Raw genomic sequence first — 22,090 nt, 5'->3', positions numbered from 1 at the left:
GACACTATGGCCCTTACGCTTTCTCTGAACACCAATCCACTTGTGAACCGCTTTGCCGAACCGGATGACCTGATTGAAACGGTTGCGCGCGATCTGCGCCTGCGCGATCTCCAGCTCACACACGAGTTCATCAATCCAAGCTGGCAGGCTCCAACCATCCGCCGCCTGACGCGCGACATGGACAAGGCCTTGCAGCGTACCGGTGTTCGCGTCACTTCGGGCATGACCGGCCCCTATGGCCGCCTCAACCATTTCGGCCATCCGGACGCAGAAGTGCGCCGTTACTATGTCGACTGGTTCAAGACCTTCGCCGACATTATCGGCGATCTTGGCGGCAAGTCGGTCGGCACGCAGTTTGCGATCTTCACCTATAAGGATTTCGATGACGCTGCGCGCCGCGAAGATCTGATCAAGATCGCCATCGATTGCTGGGCGGAAGTCGCCGAACATGCGAGCCGTGCCGGTCTCGACTATGTGTTCTGGGAACCGATGAGCATCGGGCGTGAATTTGGCGAGACGATTGCCGAATGCATGAAGCTTCAGGATCGCCTGACCGCCGCCGACATGGCTATTCCGATGTGGATGATGGCCGATATCGACCACGGCGATGTGACTTCCGCCAATCCGGACGATTTCGATCCCTACGCCTGGGCACGCGCCGTGCCGAAAGTCTCGCCGATCATTCACATCAAGCAGAGCCTGATGGACAAGGGCGGACATCGTCCTTTCACAGCCGCGTTCAATGCCAAGGGACGCATCCAGCCGGAACCGCTTCTGAAAGCCTTTGCCGAAGGCGGCGCTGTGGACAATGAAATCTGCCTCGAACTGTCGTTCAAGGAGCGCGAGCCGAATGACCGTGAAGTCATTCCGCAGATTGCGGAAAGTGTGGCTTTCTGGGCTCCGCACATTGACACCGGCGCTAAGGACTTGAAGATATAAACGATTTCAGGAACCGGACCGCTTTCAATGGCAGATGCTGACGATTCACTGGCGCTGCGCGCCGCATGGCTTCACTTCGTGGCGGGCATGACCCAGTCAGCCGTTGCGAAGCGCCTTGGTCTGCCCTCCGTGAAAGCGCATCGCCTTATTGCCAAAGCCGTCGCGGACGGTGCGGTGAAGGTCAGTATCGACGGCGACATTACCGAATGTATCGACCTCGAAAATCGTCTCGCCGATATGTACGGCCTCGACTATTGCGAAGTCGTTCCCGACATCGGTGAGGAAGGTCTGCCGCTCATGGCGCTTGGCCATGCGGGTGCAGATTTTCTGCGCCGCGAGATCGAGCATGGCGACCATGAAGTCATCGGCATCGGCCATGGCCGCACGCTTTCGGCTGCAGTCAACTATATGCCGCGCGTCGTCGCCAATGATCTGCGCTTCGTGTCGCTGCTCGGCGGCCTGACGCGCAATTTCGCCGCCAACCCCCATGACGTTATGCACCGTATCGCCGAAAAGACCGGTATGCCTGCTTATGTGATGCCGGTGCCCTTCTTCGCCAACACGGCGGAAGACCGCGAAGTGCTGCTCGCACAGCGCGGCGTCACCACCGTTTTCGACATGGGTTGCCAAGCCGAACTGAAGATCGTCGGCATCGGCACTGTCGATGCGCAGGCGCAGCTTGTCACATCCGGCATGATAGAACTGGCCGAGGTCGAAGAGATCGCCAGCCTCGGCGGTGTTGGCGAAATGCTCGGCCATTTCTTTGACGCCAATGGCCAGCGCCTTGAAACCGCGCTGACCGCCCGCACCATCGCTGCATCAGTCGAAAACGCGGATATGAGCCGAATCGTGGGCCTTGCCGGTGGAATTTCCAAGGCGGAAGCCATCCGCGCTGTGCTGAAAAGCGGTCGTCTTTACGGTCTCATCACCGATGAACGCACGGCAAAGACGCTCGTTGAGCAGCCGAACGGAAAATAACATAATAACATTTTTGCAATGGATTATTTTGTGATTTTGTGATCTAACTTCGCGCAGAAAATGTTCCGCCAATGAGATCGGACGAGAGCGTGAAGCGCGACGACAGAAGACAGGCGATTATAAACCTTCTGATCGAAAATCAGGCCGTCGACCTCGACGATCTGGCGGATCGGTTTGCCGTATCAAAAATGACGATCCATCGCGATCTGGATTCGCTGGAACATACCGGCGTGCTGCGCAAAGTACGCGGCGGCGCGACAATCGATACCGGCACACAATTTGAAAGCGATTTCCGCTTCCGCGAACGGCAGGACGGCGAAGCGAAGCAGAAAATGGCCCGCGCCGCGCTTGAGCTTGTTGAACCCGGCATGACGGTGATGATTAATGACGGCTCCATGGCGGCTGTCCTTGGCGGCATGCTTCTGGAAAAGCGCCCGCTGACAGTCATCACCAACAATGCCGTCATCATCGATGAACTGAAGGGCGAGAACGGGATCAATCTGATTGCGCTCGGCGGAACCTATTCAGCCAAGTTCAATGCGTTTTTCGGCATCCTGACGGAAGGGGCCCTGTCGCATCTGAGCGCCGACATCGCCTTCATTTCCTCGCCTGCAGTCAATGGCAAGCTCGTCTATCACATGGATGAGAATGTTGTTCGCACCAAGCGCGCGATGACGGCATCCGCCGCCCGCACCTGCCTTCTGGTCAATCACCAGCGGTTCGGACGCCCTGCCCTGCATGTCATGGCTGATCTTTCCGATTTCGACGCGATCATAACCGATGCCTCCCCCGACGCGACCGTACTGGCCGATCTTGAACAGGCGGGCATTGCACTGACCATCGCTGACGACTGCGCATAAACCTAGAGGACGAAAATCGAGCATGACAAAATTCTGGATTGGCACCAGCTGGAAGATGAACAAGACGCTGGCCGAGGCCCGCATTTTCGCCGAAGCCTTGAAAGCTGCCGATGCAAGCCGCTCGACCGACATTCAGCGTTTCGTCATCCCGCCCTTTACCGCCGTGCGCGAAGTGAAGGAAATCCTGTTCGGCACCTCCGTCAAGGTCGGCGCGCAGAACATGCATTGGGCCGATCAGGGAGCATGGACCGGCGAGATTTCGCCGCTGATGCTCAAGGACTGCAATCTCGATATCGTCGAACTCGGTCATTCCGAGCGCCGTGAACATTTCGGTGAAACCAACGAAACGGTCGGCCTCAAGGTCGAAGCTGCGGTGCGCCACGGCCTGATCCCACTCATCTGCATCGGTGAGACGCTGGAAGACCGCGAAAGCGGACGCGCCGCGGAAGTTCTTGAGGAAGAAGTGCGCGGTGCACTTTCCAAGCTTTCCGGTGACCAGAAGCAGGCGGAAATCCTGTTTGCCTATGAGCCGGTCTGGGCCATCGGCGAAAATGGTATCCCGGCATCGGCGGAATATGCCGATGCGCGCCAGGCGGAAATCATCGCGGTTGCAGAAAGCGTACTCGGTCGTCGTGTGCCTTGCCTCTATGGCGGCTCGGTCAATCCGGGCAATTGCGAAGAGCTGATCGCTTGCCCGCACATTGACGGGCTTTTCATCGGTCGCTCGGCATGGAACGTCGAAGGTTATCTCGACATTCTGGCCAAGTGTGCCGCCAAGACTCGAGCTAATTAAGGAGCAATATGATGAAAGTAGCAGTAGCAGGCGACAGCGCCGGCGAAGGTCTGGCCAAGGTTCTCGCCGATCACCTCAAGGATCGCTTCGAGGTTTCGGAAATCTCGCGTACAGACGCTGGCGCAGATACATTCTACGCCAACCTCTCCGACCGCGTGGCTTCCGCCGTTCTCGACGGCACCTATGACCGCGCCATCCTCGTTTGCGGCACCGGCATCGGCGTATGCATTGCAGCCAATAAGGTTCCGGGCATCCGCGCCGCGCTGACGCACGACACCTATTCGGCAGAGCGCGCAGCGCTTTCCAACAATGCCCAGATCATCACCATGGGCGCCCGCGTCATCGGCTCGGAAGTAGCCAAGACCATTGCCGACGCCTTCCTTGCTGAGACCTTTGACGAAAACGGCCGTTCGGCTGGCAATGTCAACGCGATCAACGAAGTTGACGCGAAGTACAACAAGGGCTGATTATTCAGTTTCTTGAAAACAAAAAAAGCGGCCATCAGGCCGCTTTTCTTTTGGCTTATAGCAGGGCGCTAAGATGCTAACGCATCACGCCCTGAAGATGCTCAATCGCCGCACGGGCTTAACCAAGTCTCAGCGAGACTTGGTTTTAACAGCAGAATTTAGCTGAACTTCGGGTCCAGAGAACCATCGCGATAGCGCTTTGCCATTTCGGAAAGCGGGATCGGACGGATCGAGGCAGCATGACCGGCAGTGCCGAACTGCTCGAAGCGCTCCTTGCAGAGCTTGGTCATGGCAGCCATTGCAGGCTTCAGGTATTTGCGCGGATCGAATTCGCTCGGATCTTCCTGCAGGACGCGGCGGATCTGGCCGGTCAGGGCCATGCGGTTGTCCGTGTCGATGTTGATCTTGCGCACGCCATGCTTGATGCCGCGCTGGATTTCCTCAACCGGAACGCCCCAGGTCGGCTTCATCTTGCCGCCGTACTTGTTGATGATTTCCTGCAGCTCTTCCGGCACAGAAGACGAACCATGCATGACAAGATGCGTGTTCGGCAGCTTGCGATGGATTTCCTCGATCACATTCATGGCGAGCACGGAACCGTCCGGCTTGCGGCTGAACTTGTAAGCGCCATGCGACGTGCCCATGGCGATTGCCAGTGCATCGACCTTGGTTTCGCGCACGAATTTCACGGCTTCGTCCGGATCGGTCAGAAGCTGGTCGTGCGACAGCACGCCTTCCGCGCCGTGGCCGTCTTCTGCATCGCCCATGCCGGTTTCGAGCGAACCCAGAACGCCGAGTTCCCCTTCCACCGAGATGCCGCCGAGATGCGACATCTCGCTGACCTGACGCGTGACTGAAACATTGTAGTCCCAGTCGGCAGGCGTCTTGCCGTCAGCCTTGAGCGAACCGTCCATCATGACGGAGGTAAAGCCTGCCTGGATGGCGGTCATGCAGGTGGCGGCTTCGTTGCCGTGGTCCAGATGCACGCAAACCGGAATATGCGGATAAATTTCCGTCACCGCATCCATCATATGACGGAGCATGATGTCGTTTGCATAGGAACGCGCGCCGCGCGAAGCCTGCAGGATCACCGGCGCATCGGCGGCATCCGCCGCTTCCATAATGGCAAGCGCCTGTTCCATGTTGTTGATGTTGAATGCCGGGACGCCGTAACCCTTTTCAGCGGCGTGATCGAGCAATTGCCGCAGCGTAATGCGCGCCATTTCTAGCCTCCTAGAGCGCATCCCGAAAAGTGTGAAACGGTTTTCGGAACAAGATGCGCGTAAAAACAAATGGATGGAGCATTTCCAATGCTCCAGACGATGTCAGATCAGGTTATTTCGCGAAGTATTCGCCAAGGATATCCACCTCTTCGGCCACGCCGAACACCAGCGCACTGCGCTCGTGATAGGATTGCGGGACGATATCGAGAATGGATCTCGAACCGTCGGTCGCCTTGCCACCCGCCTCACGGGCGAGGAAAGCAATTGGATTGGCTTCGTAGACGAGCCGCAAGCGGCCCTTTTCGTAGCCGGGGCGGCTGTCATTCACGTAAAAGAACAAACCGCCACGCTGCATGATGCGGTGCATGTCGCCCACCGCAGCACCGAGCCAGCGCATGTTGAAGTTACGCCCGCGCGGACCATCCTTTCCAAGGAATGCGTCGTTGACATAGGCCTGCATACCAGCGGACAAATGCCGCTGGACGGATGCGTTGAACGCCAGATCGGACGTGCGTTCCGGCAGTGTCACATTGCGGCGCGTGATATGGAAAATCCCGCTTGCCGGATCGAAGGTCGCGAAGATCACGCCCTCGCCGACCGAAAAGCCGAGATCGACCGAATTGCCGTAGGAAACATAACCGGCTGCAATCTGGCGGTTGCCGGGCTGCAAAAACGGCTCAGCCGTATCTGCCGGGAAAACCGAGAAAATCGTGCCAAGCGGTGCACCGAGACCCACATTGCCCGAACCGTCAAGCGGATCGATGGCAACGGCAATCAGCCCATCGGCCTTGCCTGCTACGGGGAGGTCCGCTTCTTCCGAAAGAATGGAGGCTGCACCCGCCGCAATCAGCAGCTCGACGAACAGATTGTGCGAACCGACATCAATGCACTTCTGCTGGTCCTGATCGCTGTTGACGCCGACAAGCTTGCCCGGATCGCCGGGAAGCGAACCGCGTGCAATGCGACCGGCGAGCCGCGTTGCGCCAGCAAGAATAGCCTTGATGGCGTCGGCGGTCGCAAGACGCAAGCCGTCCTTGCCAGCCCAGTTGTCGAGATAGGCGCCGACCGCTTCTGCTTCCACGCGATCGCTATCGCCCACCAGAACCAGTGGAGAAAAATTGCCAGCCATCGTCATTTGCCCTGCTCCAGCAAGAATTTGGCGCGGGCGATAATCGCCTCGGCCGTGATGCCGAATTTTTCATAGAGCACTTCAGCAGGTGCAGAAGCGCCGAAGCCATCCATACCGATCACGTCGTCTTCGCTGTCGACATAACGTGTCCAGCCGAACTTGCCTGCGGCCTCGACGGCGATGCGCGGCGCATCGCCCAGAACACCCTTGCGGTAATCCTTGCCCTGCTTTTCAAACAGATCCCAGCTCGGCATGGAGACAACCGCCGTTGCGATGCCTTCTTCTGCGAGCTTTTCGGCGGCCTTCACTGCGAGCGAGACTTCCGTGCCCGTGGCAAGCAGCGTGATCTGGCGTTCGCCCTTCGCCTCACGCAGCACATAGGCGCCGCGTGCGGAAAGGTTCTCGCCATTATCGGTGCGCAGCTGCGGCACGTTCTGGCGCGACAGGGCCAGAACCGAAGGCGTATGCGGATCAGAAACCGCCACAGCCCAGCATTCCAGCGTTTCAATCGTGTCTGCCGGACGGAAGACATGAAGGTTCGGCATGGCGCGCAGGCTGGCCAGATGTTCGACCGGCTGGTGGGTCGGGCCGTCTTCGCCGAGACCGATAGAGTCGTGTGTCAGCACATGAATGACACGCACGCCCATCAGCGCCGAAAGGCGGATGGCGTTACGGGCGTAATCGGAGAACACCATGAAGGTGCCGCCGTAAGGGATGAAACCGCCATGAACCGCTATACCGTTCATAGCCGCGCCCATTGCAAATTCACGCACACCGTAGCTGACATAGCGACCGCTCTTTTCCGGCGTGAAATCGCTGTCGACGGCAGGAACGCGGGTGAGGTTCGAATGGGTAAGGTCAGCCGAACCGCCGATCATTTCCGGCAGGGCTGCCGTCAGGCTTTCAAGCGCGATCTGGCTTGCCTTGCGGGTCGCAACATTCAGCGGCTTGTCGAGGAGGCGCTGCTTGGCGTCGTGGACAACTGCCGCAAAGCCTTCCGGCAGAACGCCGGCAATACGACGGTCGAATTCGGCGCGTTCGGTTGCAGGCAGCGTATCAACGCGCTTCTGCCATGCTTCACGTTCCGAAACGCCACGCGCACCGGCTTCACGCCAGGCATTGAGCAACGGTGCAGGGATTTCGAAAGCTTCCGCCGTCCAGCCGAGCGCTGCCTTGGTGGCGGCGTTTTCCGCGGCACCCAGCGGCGCGCCATGCACGCCACTCGTACCGGCGCGATTTGGCGAACCATAGCCGATGACAGTCTTGAGCGCGATCAGCGTCGGGCGGTCGGCTTGAGCCTTGGCGCGCGTCAGCGCCGCATCGATGGCGTCGTGATCGTGACCGTCGACCTTTTCGACATTCCAGCCGCAAGCCTTGAACTTGGCGGGAATATCGTCGGTGAAGGCGATTTCCGTGCTGCCGTCGATGGTGATGCCGTTATCATCATAAAGCAGGATCAGCTTGCCGAGGCGAAGGTGACCGGCAAGCGAGATCGCTTCCTGTCCCACGCCTTCCATGAGGCAGCCGTCGCCGCAGAACACATAAGTGCGGTGATCGACAATATCCTTGCCGAACTGGTCGGCGAGCGCGCGTTCGGCGATTGCCATGCCGACAGAGCTGGCGAGACCCTGACCGAGCGGGCCGGTGGTCAGCTCAACGCCTTCTGTATGACCATATTCCGGATGACCGGCGGTCTTCGAACCCCACTGGCGGAAGTTCTTCAGCTCATCGATGGACACATCCTTGTAGCCCGCCAGATAGAGCGCGCTGTAAAGCAGCATCGAGCCATGACCGTTGGAGAGCACGAAACGGTCGCGGTCCGCCCAGTTGGGAGCCGATGCGTCGAATTTCAGATGCTTCGAGAACAGAACGGCTGCGGCGTCAGCCATGCCGAGCGGCATTCCCGGATGGCCGGAATTGGCGGCATCGACGGCATCGATCGAAAGAGCGCGAATGCAGTTGGCGAGTTGCAGCATATCTGATACGGGCGGGGCGAAATTCATCGGCGGCAACCTCCTTGCCAAAAGCAAAGCCTTGAGCATGTCCGGCAGACGAAACCCGGTTCGGTGCCGATATGCGTAAAACAACTAAGCCAGAGCGCATCGCGCTCGTGCTGCCTGAGATTTCGCAGTCCTTTTAAGGCCAGCCTCTCAGGCACCAATTCCGGTAACACCGTTTCAAAAGCATAACAATACGGCCATAACATTATAACGATTTAAATGTGATCTTGAGTGTGATTTTTCTTTCCGCACCCCTGTTTCAGGCCCTTCGGACGGGCCGAATCGCAGCTCTGGCGTCGCGACTCACCTCTCGAAACACAAAAAAGCAGCCCGTAGATCACCACGGACTGCGCTTTATAATGGTATCGAAATGAGGCGGATTACGCCCCGGCCATGCGCTGGCGTCTCTCACGCAACAGCATCGGACCGTATTCCAGGACATAAAGCCCGAAAGCACCCATCCAGAGCAAAGCCGATGCTGCGAGGATGGTATGGAAGAAATTCGGCATGACTTCCGCCAGCGGACGGATCAGCGCTGCCGCGACAAGGCAAAGATAAGCGACCTGTGTGACGGGCGAGGCAGTCAGTTCGCGCCCGGTATGGCCGCGGGTGGCCCGCGTCATGACCGCCAGCATCATGCAGCCGATTGCGCCGACAGTCACGACATGCAAGGCGGAATAGGGGTTGAGGCGATCAATGGCGGAAAGACCGATGGCGATGAAACCGAGCGGGATGAACGCATAGGCGACATGAAGAACCAGCAGCAGCTTTTCCCGCGCCACAGACCATCCCCGCCAGCGGTAAAGCCGCACGATGTGAAACAGGGCTGCGATCCACGCCAGCACCGCCGTTATCGTCTGATCAGGAGCGGCGATCCAGCCGATGCAGGCAGCCACCCCGACAAGAATGCTGAAACCGTCATAGCGGTTGAAAGACACCGGAAAGCGTGTCCGCCCCATCTTGTTGAGCCAGTTGCGGGTGAAACTTGGCACAATGCGCCCGCCAATCACCATGACCAGCAGGACATAGGCGCTGACCCCGATGCGGTTAGCCAATGCCACGTCGCCGTCGGTCAGGATCAGATAATGGAAGACAAGATTGGCAACCATCACCGTCGTCACGCCAACCAGTACCTTCAGGTTTTTCCATTGGCGCCCGGCAATGATTTCCCGCGCACAGATGAAAAGCAGCAAGGGCAGAAACAGGCTTTCGACAACGACTGCAAAGTGCACATCGATCAGGTCAGGCTCCAGAAAGACCAGCCGTCCGGCAAGCCATACCCCACAGAGAATGGCGAGCGGTGTGCCAGATACCGGCAAGCCTCCCGTCCAGTTCGGAATGGCTGTCAGCAGAAAGCCTGCCAGAACGGCAGAGGAGAAACCGAACACCATTTCATGGGCGTGCCAGTTCAACCCGCCATAGGAGCCGCCGAGCGGCATTCCGAGTGTCAGTGACAATATCCAGAAGAGCATGGCCAGAACGGCCCATATGGCTCCGCCCAGAAAGAATGGGCGGAAGCCATAGCTGAGGAGGACGGGACCGGTCATTTTCAGTCCGCGCGGCATACCTTTTTGATCGGATGGCATCGCAGCAGGTACTGCCTGCAGGCCTGGCTGTCTGGTCATGATGTCCTCGTCATGAAGCCGGTTCAAGTTCGGCTCATCGAGAGTTTTCGGTCAATCTTATTTGGCGCTCTTATTTGGCGCTGGCGATGACCTTTTCCAGCCGCTCCTGAACAATCTTCGGCTTCTTGGCCGAAACGATCTGGTCGAGATTGGCCGGGCTGTCACCGACAGCGATGAGCGCGATCATACCCATGGCATAATGCGGTGTGCACTTTACCAGATATGCGCCGGGCTGGGTAACCGTCAGCACATAGTTCTCGTTGATCTTGCTTTTGAACTTTTCCGCACCTTCAGGGATCATGTCCTTGATGGATTCGACATTATGTCCTTTGTCCACCGGAATAAAGGTGACCGTGTCGCCGGGATTGGCCTTGATATAGGCAGGCTCGAAAACCATGGCGCCCTCGGCGCCCTTGTTGAGCATATGAACTTCGATATTTTCGGCAAGAGCGGGGGCAGCCAGCATGGCGAGGATGCCTGCGGCAGCAAATTTGATCGCGATGTTACGCATTTTGTCCTGATCTCCAACGATTGGCGCACCTGCCGTCTCGGCCTCAACACGCCACGTAATGGGGTTTAGACCCGTCGCCTGCCAACCTCTTTGATCTGGATCAAACAGGTGAAGTTATTCATGATAATGACGCTCAGAATAAAACTGATTGATTTTCTGCATTCCACCATCGCACCATTTGATGTGCCCGCCAGCCCTTTTGCCGCAGCCTCCGGCCAGCCTGCGCGACATGACAAGCCTGCATGCATCTTGTATGCATTCAACGAACGATACTCGCCTTCACGCCTATTACAGCCCAGCACTGCCCCCTTAAGAACGGCCCCCGAGAATTGGCAAGGAATGACAGAATGAGCGACACCATTTCGATTTCGACAGAAGAACTCGCCAGGCTTGTGCGAGAAATCCTGCACAAGGCAGGTTTCAGCGCCGATCATGCCACAGCCATTGCCAAGACGATTGTGGCGGGTGAGCGCGACGGCTGCAAATCGCATGGTGTCTACCGTATCGAAGGCTGCCTGCGCACGCTGAAGAGCGGCAAGGTCGTTGCCGATGCCGATCCGGTCGTCACGACCGATGACAGCGCCGTCGTTCGCGTCGATGCCAAGGGCGGTTTTGCCAATCTGGCGTTCGAGCGCGGTACGCCTGCCCTCGTCGAGAAGGCGCGCAAGCTCGGCGTCGCGGCGCTGGCGATCAACGACTGCACCCATTTCGCGGCCTTGTGGCCGGAAGTCGAAGCACTCGCCGAACAGGGACTTGCGGCAATGGCCATGTGCCCAAGCTATGCCACCGTTGCGCCCGCTGGCGGAACGAAGCCGCTTCTCGGCACCAACCCCTTTGCCTTCGGCTGGCCTCGCTCCGGTGATTATCCTTATGTGTTCGACTTTGCGACCAGCGTTGCCGCACGTGGCGAACTGGAACTCTACCGTCGCGCCGGAAAGCAGCTGCCGGAAGGCTGGGCCGTCGATGCAGACGGCAATCCGACGACCGATCCGGAAGCCGCCCTTGCAGGCGCGATGCTGCCATTTGGCGGGCACAAGGGATCGGCCATTTCCACGATGATCGAACTTTTGGCCGGTGTAATGATCGGTGATTTCACCAGCCCCGAAGCGCTCGATTTCCTTGGCACGACGACGCTGGCGCCACGCCATGGCGAACTCATCATTGCCTTCGACCCTGCCCGCATGGCAGGTGGTCGCGGCAATCCGCAGGAGCGCGGCGAAATCCTGATCGAAGCGATAGCCGGACAGGGCGCGCGCCTGCCGTCGCAGCGCCGCTTTGCCGCCCGTCGCGATTCATTGGCCAAAGGCATCATGCTTACCGCTGCCGAAATGGCGCTTCTGGAAAAACTGAAGGATAAGGGTCTGGACGCCATATCCTGACCAGACACAAAAAAGGCGCCGGAATTCGGCGCCTTTTTCTTTTATCTGTATGCGTTTCAGGCAGCGTATTTCGCCGCCGCACTGCCCTGCTTGAGCCAGTCGGCATACCAGGTCTGGAACAGCTTAAGCTGGGTTTCGCAATAGCCGCGCTGGCTATCGGACAGCTTGTCCGTCTCATTGAAATGCAGCTCATATTCCGGATTGCCGGTCAGAACCATCATGTGCTTGTAGAAGAGAACGAGGTCAGGGCCTTCATCGAAGGATGACAGCACGTCCAGTGCGGCTTCCAGTTCCAGCGCCAGCTTGCGTGCCTCGACATCGCCTTTGGCGGCGGCCTTCGACAGTGCCACCAGATGCTGGACTTCCTTCGGCAGCACATTGCCGATGCCGGTGATCGCACCAGTTGCACCGCAATTGACGAAGCCGTGGAAAACGCCGGTATCGACGCCGACCATCAGGGTTACATTGTCATCGGCGCTCGTGATGTTTTCGGCTGCATAACGCATGGCTTCCGCACCGCCGAACTCCTTGAAGCCGATGAGGTTCGGATGTTCCGCACGCAGTGCGAAGAACAGGTCGGCGCGGGTCGCAAAGCCGTAATACGGGCTGTTGTAGATAACGGCTGGCAGATCGGGAGCTGCCGCAAGGATCGCCTTGAAATGGGCCTTCTGCGCCGAGATCGACGAACCACGCGAGAGAACACGCGGAATGACCATCAGGCCCTTCGCGCCAACTTTCTGCGCATGGGCTGCGTGGGCGGCAGCGATCTTCGTGTTGACAGCGCCGGTGCCGACGACGACGGGCACGCCTGCCTTGGCAAGCGCTTCAACGCCAGCCATGCGTTCCTCATCCGAGAGAAGCGGCCAGTCGCCCATGGAACCGCAATAGACAACCGCAGACATGCCCTTCGCGATCAGTTCCTTGCCTTTGCGGACCAGCGCATCGAAATCCGGCGTGCGGTCGGGCTTGCAGGGGGTCATGAGGGCCGGAATGCAACCGGAGAAAATATTAGAGGTCATAGCGTCGTTCCTTGGACGTTTTTCCTTGAGCGTTCTTCACGCGGGCTGGATCTACAATCGGTCTGCCGAACCTTGTATTGAAGTCAAATATACACTTTGTATTTTTCTTGTCGACCAAAATTTTATTTCGGGATAGGATTGCTTGACCGATGAGATTTAAACTGGTGTTAGAATGCAGTTGTGCTGCGGCAAATACACCGACAGAGGACAGACAAGATCATGGACAAAGACGACGCAAACCAGACAGCCGACCGGAAAAAGGGTTCAGGTGTCAAGCTGGTTTACGACGTGCTGCGCGACGAGATCATCGATCTTTCGCTCGCGCCGGGTAGCCCCATTGATGAAAACCAGCTGGCCGAACGCTTTTCCATGTCACGCACGCCTATACGCGAAGCATTGGTGCGGCTGGCAAGCGACGGTTTCGTAACCACGCTTCCCAATCGCTCGACCGTTGTGTCCAATATCGACTTTTTGAGCCTGCCCGCATTTTTCGACGCAGTAACGCTGATGTACCGCGTGACCACGCGGCTTGCCGCCCGCAACCGGACCGACAAGGATCTTGAGAACATCCGTGCGCATCAGGAAGCTTTTGCCCGCGCAGTCCGTTCACAAAATGCGCTGGAAATGATCGCGACCAACCGCGATTTTCACGCCGCTATTGCTGAAGCGGGTCGCAATCCCTTCTACACCACCTTCTTTTCGAGGCTTCTCGATGAAGGGCGCAGGCTGTTGCGCCTCTATTACCAGTCTTTCGCCGATCGCCTGCCCGAGCGCTACGTCACCGAGCATGAAGACATGATCCGCGCCATCGAAGAACGGGACGTGGATACCGCCGATCTGCTTGGCAAGGCCCATGGAGACCAGATCGTCTATCAGATCCGCAAGCTGATTGCGGAAGACCGTCGCGACCAGCTCGATTTATAGAGCAGCAATTCCGGCAGAAAGACCGCCGTCAAACGGCTTCCGACAGCTGCCGGGGTTCCGTCACCCGGTCGAACCATCCAAGCGCTGCCTGGCTATCAGGAGCCAGAAGAACGCCGCAATTACCGGCAAAGTCGTTCCAGCCTTCGACATAGGTTTCCCGCACCACAGTCAGCACCGGAATCTGGCGCGCATAGGCGATTTCGATGATGGAGCGGAAACCATGCCCTTCCGTCTCGCCCTTGCCGAAACGGTTGAGGATCAGCATATCGGCGCCGCTATCGAGTTCCGCCAGAAGCGAACCTGCCACATCGGCAAGGGCCGCTGGATCGAGACGACACCCCTTCGACCCCGAACCGAGCGACTGCGAGATAATCTGCGTCACGCCGGTGCCAATATGCTCGATCTCGATATCGCGGCAGCATTCATCCGTATTGCTCTCGCGGTGCTGGAGAAAGCCCGCCACGCGCAGCCCTGCCTGCTTCGCCCGATGCGCTACGCCAGCCAGAAGCTGGTCCACCGGCACATCCTTTGCGGCCAGGATGGCTGCAAGTGTCGGTTCATGGCTCATGCCTCGGCTCCCTCGTTCGACAGCAGATCGATGCCGGTAATGTCGGCATCGGCTGCGAGGATCGCGATATATTGCGACACGGCCTTCGACCAGGTGGAGGCTTCAAGCCAGCCGGCAATCCTGTCGGCAACATAGTCGAAGGGCAATTCTTCGCCCTCGATACGGCGGTCAAGCCGTACGATATGAAAGCCGAAACGGCTTTCAATCGGGGCTGGCGTTATTTCACCAGGTGTCAGGCGTTCCAGCGCCCGCTCGAATTCAGGCACCGTGCTGCCGCGTGTGAGCTGACCCAGATTGCCGCCTTGCGCGCCCGAAGGGCAGGACGAATATTCATGCGCAACCGAGGCGAATGTGGCAGGCGCGGCAATCACCGAGGATGCCAGATGGGATGCGGTCGTGCGGGCCTTCTCACGGGCTTGGCTGTCAGCAGGATCGGCAGCGATCAAGATATGGCTCGCCTCCAGAATAGGCGCACTGGTGAAGCGGTGGCGGTTGTTTTCGTAAAAGCGCAAGGCTTCCTCGCGTGTGGCGGAAGGCACTTCCACCTCCCGTTCGATCACCATGCGCACCAGCGCATCCTCGTCGGTCTCGCTGCGCCCTTCTGCATCCTTCTCGTGCTCGGGCACGATGCCGGTTTCCCTCGCACGCTGCAGAAGAAGCTCACGGATCGCCAGCGCCCGCGCGGCGGCAAGCAGTGCCGCGCCGGGATTTTCTGACGGATGGTTTTGTGCCTCCGTCAGAATGTCGGTTTCGTTGATCGCCACGCCATTGACGGACACCGCATCAAAGACCGGGCGCGGCTTCGGCGGCACGCGCGTATCCGGCTCCTGATAGGTCGTGTAGCCCGTATTATGAGCATGCGCTCCGTGCGAATGTTCAGCTGGCTGTTCAGTTGGCTGCTTCCGGTCAAAAAGTGTCACCATGAGCCTTACTCCGCAGGAATACGCATATGCGAGGGCTGAGCCGTATGGTTGCGCTCACGCACGACCTGATAGCCCGGACGCCAGATGTAGCGCACTGGCGCGCTCAGCATATGCACAAGACGCGTGAACGGGAACAGCAGGAAGATGGTAAGCCCCAGGAAGATATGCATCTTGAAGATGATCGACGCATTGGTGATGTAGCTTGATGCAGCCGGATTGAAGGTGAAGATGCCTTGCGCCCAGTTCATGAATGTCACCATTTCGCCGCCGTCCAGATGCTGCAGCGAGATCGGAATGGTGCTGAGACCGAGCAGAAGCTGCAACCACAACAGAATGATGATCAGCGTGTCAGATGGCCGCGAGGACGCACGAACACGCGGGTCGAACACACGGCGATGCACAAGCATGCTGGCGCCGACGATTGCCATCACACCGGCGATGCCACCCGCCACGACAGCGAGAATCTGCTTTGCCTCATGGCTGACGCCGAGCATGTCGAAGACCCAGATCGGCGTCAGCAGGCCGACGAAATGACCGGCGAAGATGAACAGCACGCCAAGGTGGAACAGAACCGAGCCCCACATGAGCTGCTTGCGCCGCAAGAGCTGGCTTGAGCCCGAACGCCACGTATAGGGCTCGCGGTCGTAACGGAAGATCGAACCGAGCACGAGCACGCTCAGTGCGATGTAGGGATAGATGCCGAAAAGAAACGTATGGAGATAAGCCATTTTCCGTCTCCTATATATGTGAGGGGTTGGACGGGTTGCCGGGCTTGCGCTGTGCTGCACGCATCTGCGTCCGCAACCGGTCCGGGCCGCAGGAATTGTCGCCCGCATTGCCGCCAAACGTTACCGCTTCTTCTTCCCAGATGCGGTCGAGCGCGGCGAGATCGTTCGGGTCGTCTTCCTCTTGCCGAAGCAATTCTCCGACGAGGTTCTTGTCCGGCTTGGCATTGGCGACATGCAGCAGCGCCGCAAAGGCGTTGGCATAAGGCGACTGGCGCTTGCGCAGACGCTCGCCGATGGCCGCCGTGATATGGCCTGTCTGGGTGAGGAGATCGTGGATTTCCTCTGGCGAGCGTGTCGACAGGAATTCGAGGAACAGCGGCAGATAGTCCGGCAGTTCCTTGGCATCGACGACAAAGCCGTTGTCGTCATACATCTTCATGAGATCGACCATGGCCTGGCCGCGGTCGCGGCTTTCACCATGCACATGCTCGAAAAGATGCAGCGACAGCGAGCGCGTGCGGTCAAAAAGATGCACGTAACGTTCCTGCGCCTCGTAGAGATCGCAGTCGCAGACATAATCGACAAGGCTGTCGAGTAGCCTGTGGATGCCGGGGGAAAGCTTTTCCCCGGCCAGTGCTTTTTTCAGTTCCTCGCCGCCGAGTTGCAGCTCTGCGGTCGGATAGGAAAGCAGCAGCGAAATGATTTTCAGGGTCTTGTTCATTACACCTGCTCCCGGAAAATATCCGTTGGTGTCTGGACGACTTTCTGGCGCTTGGAGCCGAACAGGTCTTCGGTCGACGTTCCACCCGAACAGCCATTGCCGAAAGTGAAGCCGCAGGAGCCGCGCACGTCATAGGCATCCTCGGTAATTTCACGATGCGTGGTCGGGATGACGAAGCGGTCTTCGTAATTGGCAATCGCCATGATGTGGTACATTTCCTCGATCATCGCGCTGCTCATGCCGACGCGGTCGGCAATCGCCTCATCGATAACACCATCGACGGTCTTGGCGCGCATATAGGCACGCATGGCGAGCATACGTTCCAGCGCCGAGATGACCGGCTCTTCCTTGCCTGCGGTCAGAAGATTGGCAAGGTAGCGGACCGGAATGCGCATGGAACGAACATCCGGCAGCGGACCATCCATGCCAAGCTTGCCCGCAGCGGCAGCCGACTGGAGCGGCGAGAGCGGCGGTACGTACCAGACCATCGGCAGGGTGCGGTATTCAGGATGGAGCGGGAAGGCAATCTTCCAGTCCATCGCCATCTTGTAGACCGGCGAATGCTTGGCGGATTCCAGCCAGGCTTCCGGCACACCGTCCTTGCGCGCCTGTTCGATCACGGCAGGATCGTTCGGATCGAGGAAGATATTGAGCTGTTCCTCATAGAGATCCTGTTCGTTGGCCGTGGAAGCGGCCTCCGAAATACGGTCGGCATCATAGAGCATCACACCCAGATAGCGGATGCGACCGACGCAGGTTTCCGAACATACGGTCGGCTGGCCAGCTTCGATGCGCGGATAACAGAAGATACACTTTTCGGACTTGCCGGAGCTCCAGTTGTAGTAAATTTTCTTGTAGGGGCAGCCGGAGACGCACATGCGCCAGCCGCGGCACTTTTCCTGATCGATCAGGACAATGCCGTCATCCTCGCGCTTGTAGATCGCCCCTGACGGGCAGGCCGCAACGCAGGTAGGATTGAGGCAGTGCTCGCACAGGCGCGGCAGATACATCATGAAGGTGTTTTCGAACTGGCCGTAGATTTCCTTTTCCACGCCTTCGAAATTGTAATCCTTCGAACGCTTGGCAAATTCACCACCGAGAATTTCTTCCCAGTTCGGACCCCATTCGATCTTTTCCATCCGCTCGCCGGAAATCAGCGAGCGCGGACGGGCGGTCGGCATGGTCTTGCTTTCGCCTGCCGTCTGGAGATGGCCATAATCGAAGTCGAACGGCTCATAATAGTCGTCGATTTCCGGCAGGTCCGGATTGGCAAAAATCTTGGCGAGGATGCGCCACTTGGAGCCCATCTTCGGCTCGATCTTGCCGTTCTTCTTGCGAACCCAGCCGCCGTTCCACTTTTTCTGGTTTTCCCATTCCTTCGGGAAACCGATGCCGGGCTTGGTCTCGACATTGTTGAACCAAGCATATTCCACGCCTTCACGATTGGTCCAGACGTTCTTGCACGTCACGGAGCAGGTGTGGCAGCCGATGCACTTGTCGAGATTGAGCACCATTCCAATTTGCGCACGGATTTTCATTCTGCTGCCTCCTTCGCTGCGGAGTTCTGGTTGCCTTCTTCAAGCGGACCTTCCATCCAGTCCACTTTCTCAAGCTTGCGCACGACCACGAACTCGTCGCGGTTTGAGCCGACGGTTCCGTAATAGTTGAAACCATAGGACTGGTGGGCGTAGCCGCCGATCATGTGCGTCGGCTTGGTGATGATGCGGGTGACAGAGTTGTGAATGCCGCCGCGCTGGCCGGTGAGCGGCGAGCCGGGCGTATTCACAATCTTCTCCTGTGCGTGATACATGAAGACGGTTCCGTCCTTCATGCGCTGGGAGACGACCGCACGGGCCACAATGGCGCCGTTGGCGTTGTAGACTTCCACCCAGTCATTATCGACGATGCCAGCCTTTGCGGCATCCGGCTCCGAAATCCAGACAACCGGCCCGCCGCGATTGAGCGTCAGCATCAACAGATTGTCCGTATAGGTGGAGTGGATGCCCCATTTCTGGTGCGGCGTGATGAAGTTCAGCACCAGATGCGGCTGGCCGTCCGCCTTTTCACGGATTGCCGGATTGACCGTCTTGGTATCGATCGGCGGGCGATAGACGCAGAAGCCTTCGCCGAAAGCGCGCATCCACAGGTGATCCTGATAGAGCTGCTGACGGCCGGTCAGCGTGCGCCACGGGATCAGCTCGTGCACGTTGGTATAGCCTGCATTGTAGCAGACGGTTTCGGATTCAATGCCCGACCAGGTTGGCGAGGAGATGATCTTGCGCGGCTGCGCAACAATATCGCGATAGCGGATCTTCTCGTCTTCCTTGGGAATGGCCAGATGCGAATGGTCGCGACCTGTGAACTTCGACAGCGCTTCCCATGCCTTGACCGCCACCTCACCGTTGGTTTCCGGCGCGAGCGACAGAATGACCTCGGTTGCGTCGACGTCGGTATAGATGCGCGGACGTCCCTCGCTTGCCCCCGGCTCATGAACCTTGCCGTTCAGATTGCCGAGCAGTTCGACCTCGTGTTCGGTATTCCACGAAATGCCCTTGCCGCCATTGCCCAGCTTGTCGAGAAGCGGTCCAACGGAGGTATAGCGCTTGTAGAGGTTCGGATAATCGCGCTCCACAACCACAACCGATGGCATGGTCTTGCCGGGGATCGGCTCGACTTCGCCCTTCTTCCAGTCGAGAACATCTTTCGGCTGCGCCAGTTCGCCTGCAGTGTCATGCAGGGTCGGCACGAGAACAATGTCCTTCTCGACACCCAGCACTTCCGGCGCCACTTCCGAGAACTTCTTCGCGATACCCTTGAAGATTTCCCAGTCGCTGCGTGCTTCCCAAGCCGGGTCGGCTGCGCTTGACAGCGGATGGATGAAAGGGTGCATGTCGGAAGTATTGAGGTCGTTCTTCTCGTACCAGGTGGCAGTCGGCAGAACGATATCGGAATAGACGCAAGTTGTGGACATGCGGAAATCGAGCGTGACCAGAAGGTCGAGCTTTCCTTCCGGAGCATTCTCATGCCACACGGCCTCACGGCTTTCCTGCGCGCCTTCCTGACCCAGATCCTTGCCAAGCAGGCCGTTCGACGTGCCGAGCAGGTGCTTCAGGAAATACTCATGCCCCTTGCCCGACGAACCAAGCAGGTTCGAGCGCCAGACGAACATGTTGCGCGGCCAGTTGGCCTCGTGGTCGGGGTCCTCGCAGGACATGGTGACAGTGCCGTTCTTCAAAGCATTCGCGATGAAGTCTTTAGGCTCCTTGCCTGATGCGGCTGCCTCTTTGGCAAGCTCCAGCGGGTTGGTCTGAAGCTGCGGCGCGGAAGGCAGCCAGCCCATGCGCTCGGCGCGGATGTTGTAGTCTATCATCGTGCCGTCCCACGCGCCCTCAGGCGCGGTGGGCGAAAGGATGTCCTGCACCTTCACGGTCTCGTAGCGCCACTGATCAGTATGCGCATAGAAGAACGAGGTGGAGTTCATGTGACGCGGCGGACGGTTCCAGTCGAGCGCGAAGGCAAGCGCTGTCCAGCCGGTCTGCGGGCGCAGCTTTTCCTGCCCCACATAATGGCTCCAGCCGCCGCCGGACTGGCCGATACAGCCACACATCACCAGCATGTTGATGATGCCGCGATAGTTCATGTCCATGTGGTACCAGTGGTTGAGACCGGCACCGAGGATGACCATGGAACGACCATTGGTCTTTTCGGCATTGGTTGCAAATTCGCGGGCGACAGCAATGATCTGGTCGCGCGGGACACCCGTAATCTTCTCTGCCCAGGCCGGGGTATATGGCAGGCCCTCGTCATAGGACTTGGCGGAATTCTCGTCGCCAAGCCCGCGATCAAGACCGTAATTGGCGGCAAACAGGTCGAACACCGTCGCGACCATGACGTCGCCACCCTTGATCTTCAGCTTGCGGGCCGGAACCTTGCGCACCAGCACGCTGTCATGGTCCGTGCCTTCAAAATAATCGTGCTCGCGGTTGCCGAAATATGGGAAAGCCACATCGGCGACGGCATCATGGCTGTCCTTGTCGATGAAGCTCTTGGCAAGTTCCACATCCTTGCCCTTGCCGTCCTTTTCTTCGAGGTTCCACTGGCCATCGTCACCCCAGCGGAAGCCGATGGAGCCCTGCGGCGCAACATAGGCGCCCGACTTCGTGTCGAAGGCGACCGTCTTCCAGTCTGGATTATTGCCTTCGCCGAGATCGCCCTTGAAGTCGGAAGCGCGCAGGAAGCGGTCCGGCACATAACGTCCGTCCTTCTTCGAGAGCATGACCAGCATCGGGAAGTCGGAATATTTACGGCAGTAATTCTCGAAATAGGGAACCTGCCGGTCAAGGTGATATTCGCGCAGGATCACATGGCCAAGCGCCATGGCAAGCGCGGCATCGGTGCCCTGCTTGGGATGCAGCCACAGATCGGAAAACTTCGCTGCTTCCGAATAGTCGGGCGAGACCACGACCGACTTGGTGCCCTTGTAACGCACTTCCGTATAGAAATGCGCATCCGGCGTGCGGGTCTGCGGCACGTTGGAACCCCAGAGCATCAGGAAGCCGGCATTGTACCAGTCAGCCGATTCCGGCACGTCAGTCTGTTCGCCCCATGTCATCGGCGAAGCGGGCGGCAGATCGCAATACCAGTCATAGAATGACATGCAGACGCCGCCGAGCAGCGACAGGTAACGCGAGCCCGCCGCATAGGACACCATCGACATGGCCGGGATCGGCGAGAAGCCGATCACGCGGTCCGGTCCATAAGTCTTGGCCGTATAGGCATTGGCGGCGGCGATGATCTCGTTGACTTCTTCCCACGTTGCGCGAACGAAGCCGCCGAGACCACGCACCTTCATATAGTCGGCACGCTTGGCGGGGTCCTGCTGGATCGCGGCCCAGGCCGCGACAGGCGTTTTCAGCGTGCGTTCCTTGCGCCACAGCTTCAGGAGACGGGAGCGGATCAGCGGATATTTCACCCGGTTGGCAGAATAGACATACCAGCTATAGCTTGCCCCGCGCGAACAGCCGCGCGGCTCATGGTTCGGCAGGTCGGCCCGGGTGCGCGGATAATCCGTCTGCTGGGTTTCCCAGGTGATGATGCCGCCCTTGACGTAGACTTTCCACGAGCAGGAGCCGGTGCAGTTCACGCCATGGGTGGAGCGGACAATCTTGTCGTGCTGCCAGCGCTTGCGATAGGCGTCTTCCCAGTCGCGGTTCTCATTGGTCGTGACGCCATGGCCTTCCGAGAAGGTGCCGACATTCTTGCGCGCAAGAAAGTTCAGGCGATCGAGGAGTAGACTCATGATT

General features: G+C 58.5%; 19 protein-coding genes. 7 read left to right on the top strand and 12 right to left on the bottom strand.

The window, feature by feature from the left end; all coding sequences use genetic code 11:
* Positions 1 to 6 precede the first annotated feature (6 nt).
* From AC1RHM_RS09165 to derI, 5 genes are all read left to right on the top strand, one after another.
* The gene (locus tag AC1RHM_RS09165; protein ID WP_036587138.1) at positions 7 to 939 is read left to right on the top strand and encodes a TIM barrel protein; all 933 of its coding nucleotides are present in this window, start codon (positions 7 to 9) and stop codon (positions 937 to 939) included.
* 27 nt (positions 940 to 966) lie between these two features.
* A complete protein-coding gene (locus tag AC1RHM_RS09160) occupies positions 967 to 1,917 on the top strand; it encodes a sugar-binding transcriptional regulator (protein ID WP_011982651.1) in 951 nt (316 codons plus the stop codon).
* Positions 1,918 to 2,006: 89 nt separating this feature from the next.
* Positions 2,007 to 2,777 carry a DeoR/GlpR family DNA-binding transcription regulator gene (locus AC1RHM_RS09155; RefSeq protein ID WP_029928117.1) on the top strand — a complete coding sequence of 257 codons (771 nt, stop codon included), beginning with the start codon at positions 2,007 to 2,009 and terminating at the stop codon, positions 2,775 to 2,777.
* 22 nt (positions 2,778 to 2,799) lie between these two features.
* On the top strand, positions 2,800 to 3,570 hold the full coding sequence (locus tag AC1RHM_RS09150) for a triose-phosphate isomerase (protein ID WP_036587137.1): 771 nt from the start codon (positions 2,800 to 2,802) through the stop codon (positions 3,568 to 3,570).
* Between the two features lie 11 nt (positions 3,571 to 3,581).
* A complete protein-coding gene (derI, locus tag AC1RHM_RS09145; protein WP_029928121.1) occupies positions 3,582 to 4,037 on the top strand; it encodes a D-erythrulose-4-phosphate isomerase in 456 nt (151 codons plus the stop codon).
* 158 nt (positions 4,038 to 4,195) lie between these two features.
* Here derI and fba read toward each other — a convergent pair whose 3' ends face one another.
* The 5 genes from fba to AC1RHM_RS09120 all read right to left on the bottom strand — a co-directional run bounded on the left by fba (position 4,196) and on the right by AC1RHM_RS09120 (position 10,525).
* Entirely contained in the window at positions 4,196 to 5,260 is a 1,065-nt protein-coding gene (gene fba, locus AC1RHM_RS09140) for a class II fructose-bisphosphate aldolase (protein ID WP_010660864.1), read from the bottom strand.
* A 112-nt stretch (positions 5,261 to 5,372) separates the two neighbouring features.
* Positions 5,373 to 6,395 carry a class 1 fructose-bisphosphatase gene (locus AC1RHM_RS09135; RefSeq protein ID WP_151895801.1) on the bottom strand — a complete coding sequence of 341 codons (1,023 nt, stop codon included), beginning with the start codon at positions 6,393 to 6,395 and terminating at the stop codon, positions 5,373 to 5,375.
* Complete coding sequence (gene tkt, locus AC1RHM_RS09130; RefSeq protein ID WP_036587135.1) at positions 6,392 to 8,392, bottom strand: transketolase; 2,001 nt, start codon at positions 8,390 to 8,392, stop codon at positions 6,392 to 6,394. The genes AC1RHM_RS09135 and tkt overlap by 4 nt, the downstream gene beginning before the upstream one ends.
* Positions 8,393 to 8,769: 377 nt before the next feature.
* The gene (locus tag AC1RHM_RS09125) at positions 8,770 to 10,014 is read right to left on the bottom strand and encodes an NnrS family protein (protein ID WP_029928125.1); all 1,245 of its coding nucleotides are present in this window, start codon (positions 10,012 to 10,014) and stop codon (positions 8,770 to 8,772) included.
* 70 nt (positions 10,015 to 10,084) lie between these two features.
* Positions 10,085 to 10,525, bottom strand: coding sequence for a pseudoazurin (locus tag AC1RHM_RS09120; protein ID WP_010660860.1), 441 nt, complete (start codon positions 10,523 to 10,525; stop codon positions 10,085 to 10,087).
* 347 nt (positions 10,526 to 10,872) lie between these two features.
* On the opposite strand from AC1RHM_RS09120, the gene AC1RHM_RS09115 reads away from it, so the two are divergent.
* Positions 10,873 to 11,904: an Ldh family oxidoreductase gene (locus AC1RHM_RS09115; RefSeq protein ID WP_029928127.1), complete on the top strand. Its 1,032-nt coding sequence runs from the start codon at positions 10,873 to 10,875 to the stop codon at positions 11,902 to 11,904.
* 56 nt (positions 11,905 to 11,960) lie between these two features.
* Here the strand turns inward: AC1RHM_RS09115 and AC1RHM_RS09110 are convergent, their stop codons facing one another.
* The gene (locus AC1RHM_RS09110) at positions 11,961 to 12,923 is read right to left on the bottom strand and encodes a dihydrodipicolinate synthase family protein (protein WP_011982643.1); all 963 of its coding nucleotides are present in this window, start codon (positions 12,921 to 12,923) and stop codon (positions 11,961 to 11,963) included.
* Between the two features lie 219 nt (positions 12,924 to 13,142).
* Here AC1RHM_RS09110 and AC1RHM_RS09105 point away from each other — a divergent pair, with 219 nt between their 5' ends.
* On the top strand, positions 13,143 to 13,847 hold the full coding sequence (locus AC1RHM_RS09105) for a GntR family transcriptional regulator (protein WP_006468363.1): 705 nt from the start codon (positions 13,143 to 13,145) through the stop codon (positions 13,845 to 13,847).
* A 28-nt stretch (positions 13,848 to 13,875) separates the two neighbouring features.
* On the opposite strand, the gene AC1RHM_RS09100 is transcribed toward AC1RHM_RS09105, so the two are convergent.
* The 6 genes from AC1RHM_RS09100 to AC1RHM_RS09075 are packed head-to-tail and all read right to left on the bottom strand — an operon-like array spanning position 13,876 to position 22,086.
* Positions 13,876 to 14,415 carry a DUF2478 domain-containing protein gene (locus AC1RHM_RS09100; protein ID WP_151612744.1) on the bottom strand — a complete coding sequence of 180 codons (540 nt, stop codon included), beginning with the start codon at positions 14,413 to 14,415 and terminating at the stop codon, positions 13,876 to 13,878.
* Positions 14,412 to 15,338, bottom strand: a complete 927-nt coding sequence (locus AC1RHM_RS09095) for a peptidylprolyl isomerase (protein ID WP_010660856.1) — start codon at positions 15,336 to 15,338, stop codon at positions 14,412 to 14,414. The genes AC1RHM_RS09100 and AC1RHM_RS09095 overlap by 4 nt, the downstream gene beginning before the upstream one ends.
* A gap of 5 nt (positions 15,339 to 15,343) precedes the next feature.
* A complete protein-coding gene (gene narI / locus AC1RHM_RS09090; protein WP_010660855.1) occupies positions 15,344 to 16,066 on the bottom strand; it encodes a respiratory nitrate reductase subunit gamma in 723 nt (240 codons plus the stop codon).
* Between the two features lie 10 nt (positions 16,067 to 16,076).
* Positions 16,077 to 16,787 (bottom strand): nitrate reductase molybdenum cofactor assembly chaperone, encoded by a 711-nt coding sequence (gene narJ, locus AC1RHM_RS09085; protein ID WP_010660854.1) that lies wholly within the window; start codon positions 16,785 to 16,787, stop codon positions 16,077 to 16,079.
* A complete protein-coding gene (narH, locus tag AC1RHM_RS09080; protein ID WP_010660853.1) occupies positions 16,787 to 18,325 on the bottom strand; it encodes a nitrate reductase subunit beta in 1,539 nt (512 codons plus the stop codon). The genes narJ and narH overlap by 1 nt, the downstream gene beginning before the upstream one ends.
* Positions 18,322 to 22,086: a nitrate reductase subunit alpha gene (locus AC1RHM_RS09075; protein WP_151612742.1), complete on the bottom strand. Its 3,765-nt coding sequence runs from the start codon at positions 22,084 to 22,086 to the stop codon at positions 18,322 to 18,324. Before AC1RHM_RS09075 ends, narH begins: the two co-directional genes overlap by 4 nt.
* Positions 22,087 to 22,090: the final 4 nt, after the last annotated feature.

The sequence above is a fragment of the Brucella sp. GW823-FHT04E01 genome (genome assembly GCF_058796175.1).
This window is presented reverse-complemented; position numbering and strand designations above follow the sequence as displayed.

Bases quoted from the DNA above. Each gene is read 5' to 3' on its own strand.
- narI (WP_010660855.1), bottom strand. From the start codon at position 16,066: ATGGCTTATCTCCATACGTTTCTTTTCGGCATCTATCCCTACATCGCA.
- AC1RHM_RS09100 (WP_151612744.1), bottom strand. From the start codon at position 14,415: ATGAGCCATGAACCGACACTTGCAGCCATCCTGGCCGCAAAGGATGTG.
- AC1RHM_RS09105 (WP_006468363.1), top strand. From the start codon at position 13,143: ATGGACAAAGACGACGCAAACCAGACAGCCGACCGGAAAAAGGGTTCA.
- AC1RHM_RS09095 (WP_010660856.1), bottom strand. From the start codon at position 15,338: ATGGTGACACTTTTTGACCGGAAGCAGCCAACTGAACAGCCAGCTGAA.
- tkt (WP_036587135.1), bottom strand. From the start codon at position 8,392: ATGAATTTCGCCCCGCCCGTATCAGATATGCTGCAACTCGCCAACTGC.
- AC1RHM_RS09135 (WP_151895801.1), bottom strand. From the start codon at position 6,395: ATGACGATGGCTGGCAATTTTTCTCCACTGGTTCTGGTGGGCGATAGC.
- AC1RHM_RS09165 (WP_036587138.1), top strand. From the start codon at position 7: ATGGCCCTTACGCTTTCTCTGAACACCAATCCACTTGTGAACCGCTTT.
- fba (WP_010660864.1), bottom strand. From the start codon at position 5,260: ATGGCGCGCATTACGCTGCGGCAATTGCTCGATCACGCCGCTGAAAAG.
- AC1RHM_RS09125 (WP_029928125.1), bottom strand. From the start codon at position 10,014: ATGACCAGACAGCCAGGCCTGCAGGCAGTACCTGCTGCGATGCCATCC.
- AC1RHM_RS09120 (WP_010660860.1), bottom strand. From the start codon at position 10,525: ATGCGTAACATCGCGATCAAATTTGCTGCCGCAGGCATCCTCGCCATG.
- AC1RHM_RS09150 (WP_036587137.1), top strand. From the start codon at position 2,800: ATGACAAAATTCTGGATTGGCACCAGCTGGAAGATGAACAAGACGCTG.
- AC1RHM_RS09160 (WP_011982651.1), top strand. From the start codon at position 967: ATGGCAGATGCTGACGATTCACTGGCGCTGCGCGCCGCATGGCTTCAC.
- AC1RHM_RS09075 (WP_151612742.1), bottom strand. From the start codon at position 22,086: ATGAGTCTACTCCTCGATCGCCTGAACTTTCTTGCGCGCAAGAATGTC.
- narJ (WP_010660854.1), bottom strand. From the start codon at position 16,787: ATGAACAAGACCCTGAAAATCATTTCGCTGCTGCTTTCCTATCCGACC.
- derI (WP_029928121.1), top strand. From the start codon at position 3,582: ATGAAAGTAGCAGTAGCAGGCGACAGCGCCGGCGAAGGTCTGGCCAAG.
- AC1RHM_RS09115 (WP_029928127.1), top strand. From the start codon at position 10,873: ATGAGCGACACCATTTCGATTTCGACAGAAGAACTCGCCAGGCTTGTG.
- AC1RHM_RS09110 (WP_011982643.1), bottom strand. From the start codon at position 12,923: ATGACCTCTAATATTTTCTCCGGTTGCATTCCGGCCCTCATGACCCCC.
- narH (WP_010660853.1), bottom strand. From the start codon at position 18,325: ATGAAAATCCGTGCGCAAATTGGAATGGTGCTCAATCTCGACAAGTGC.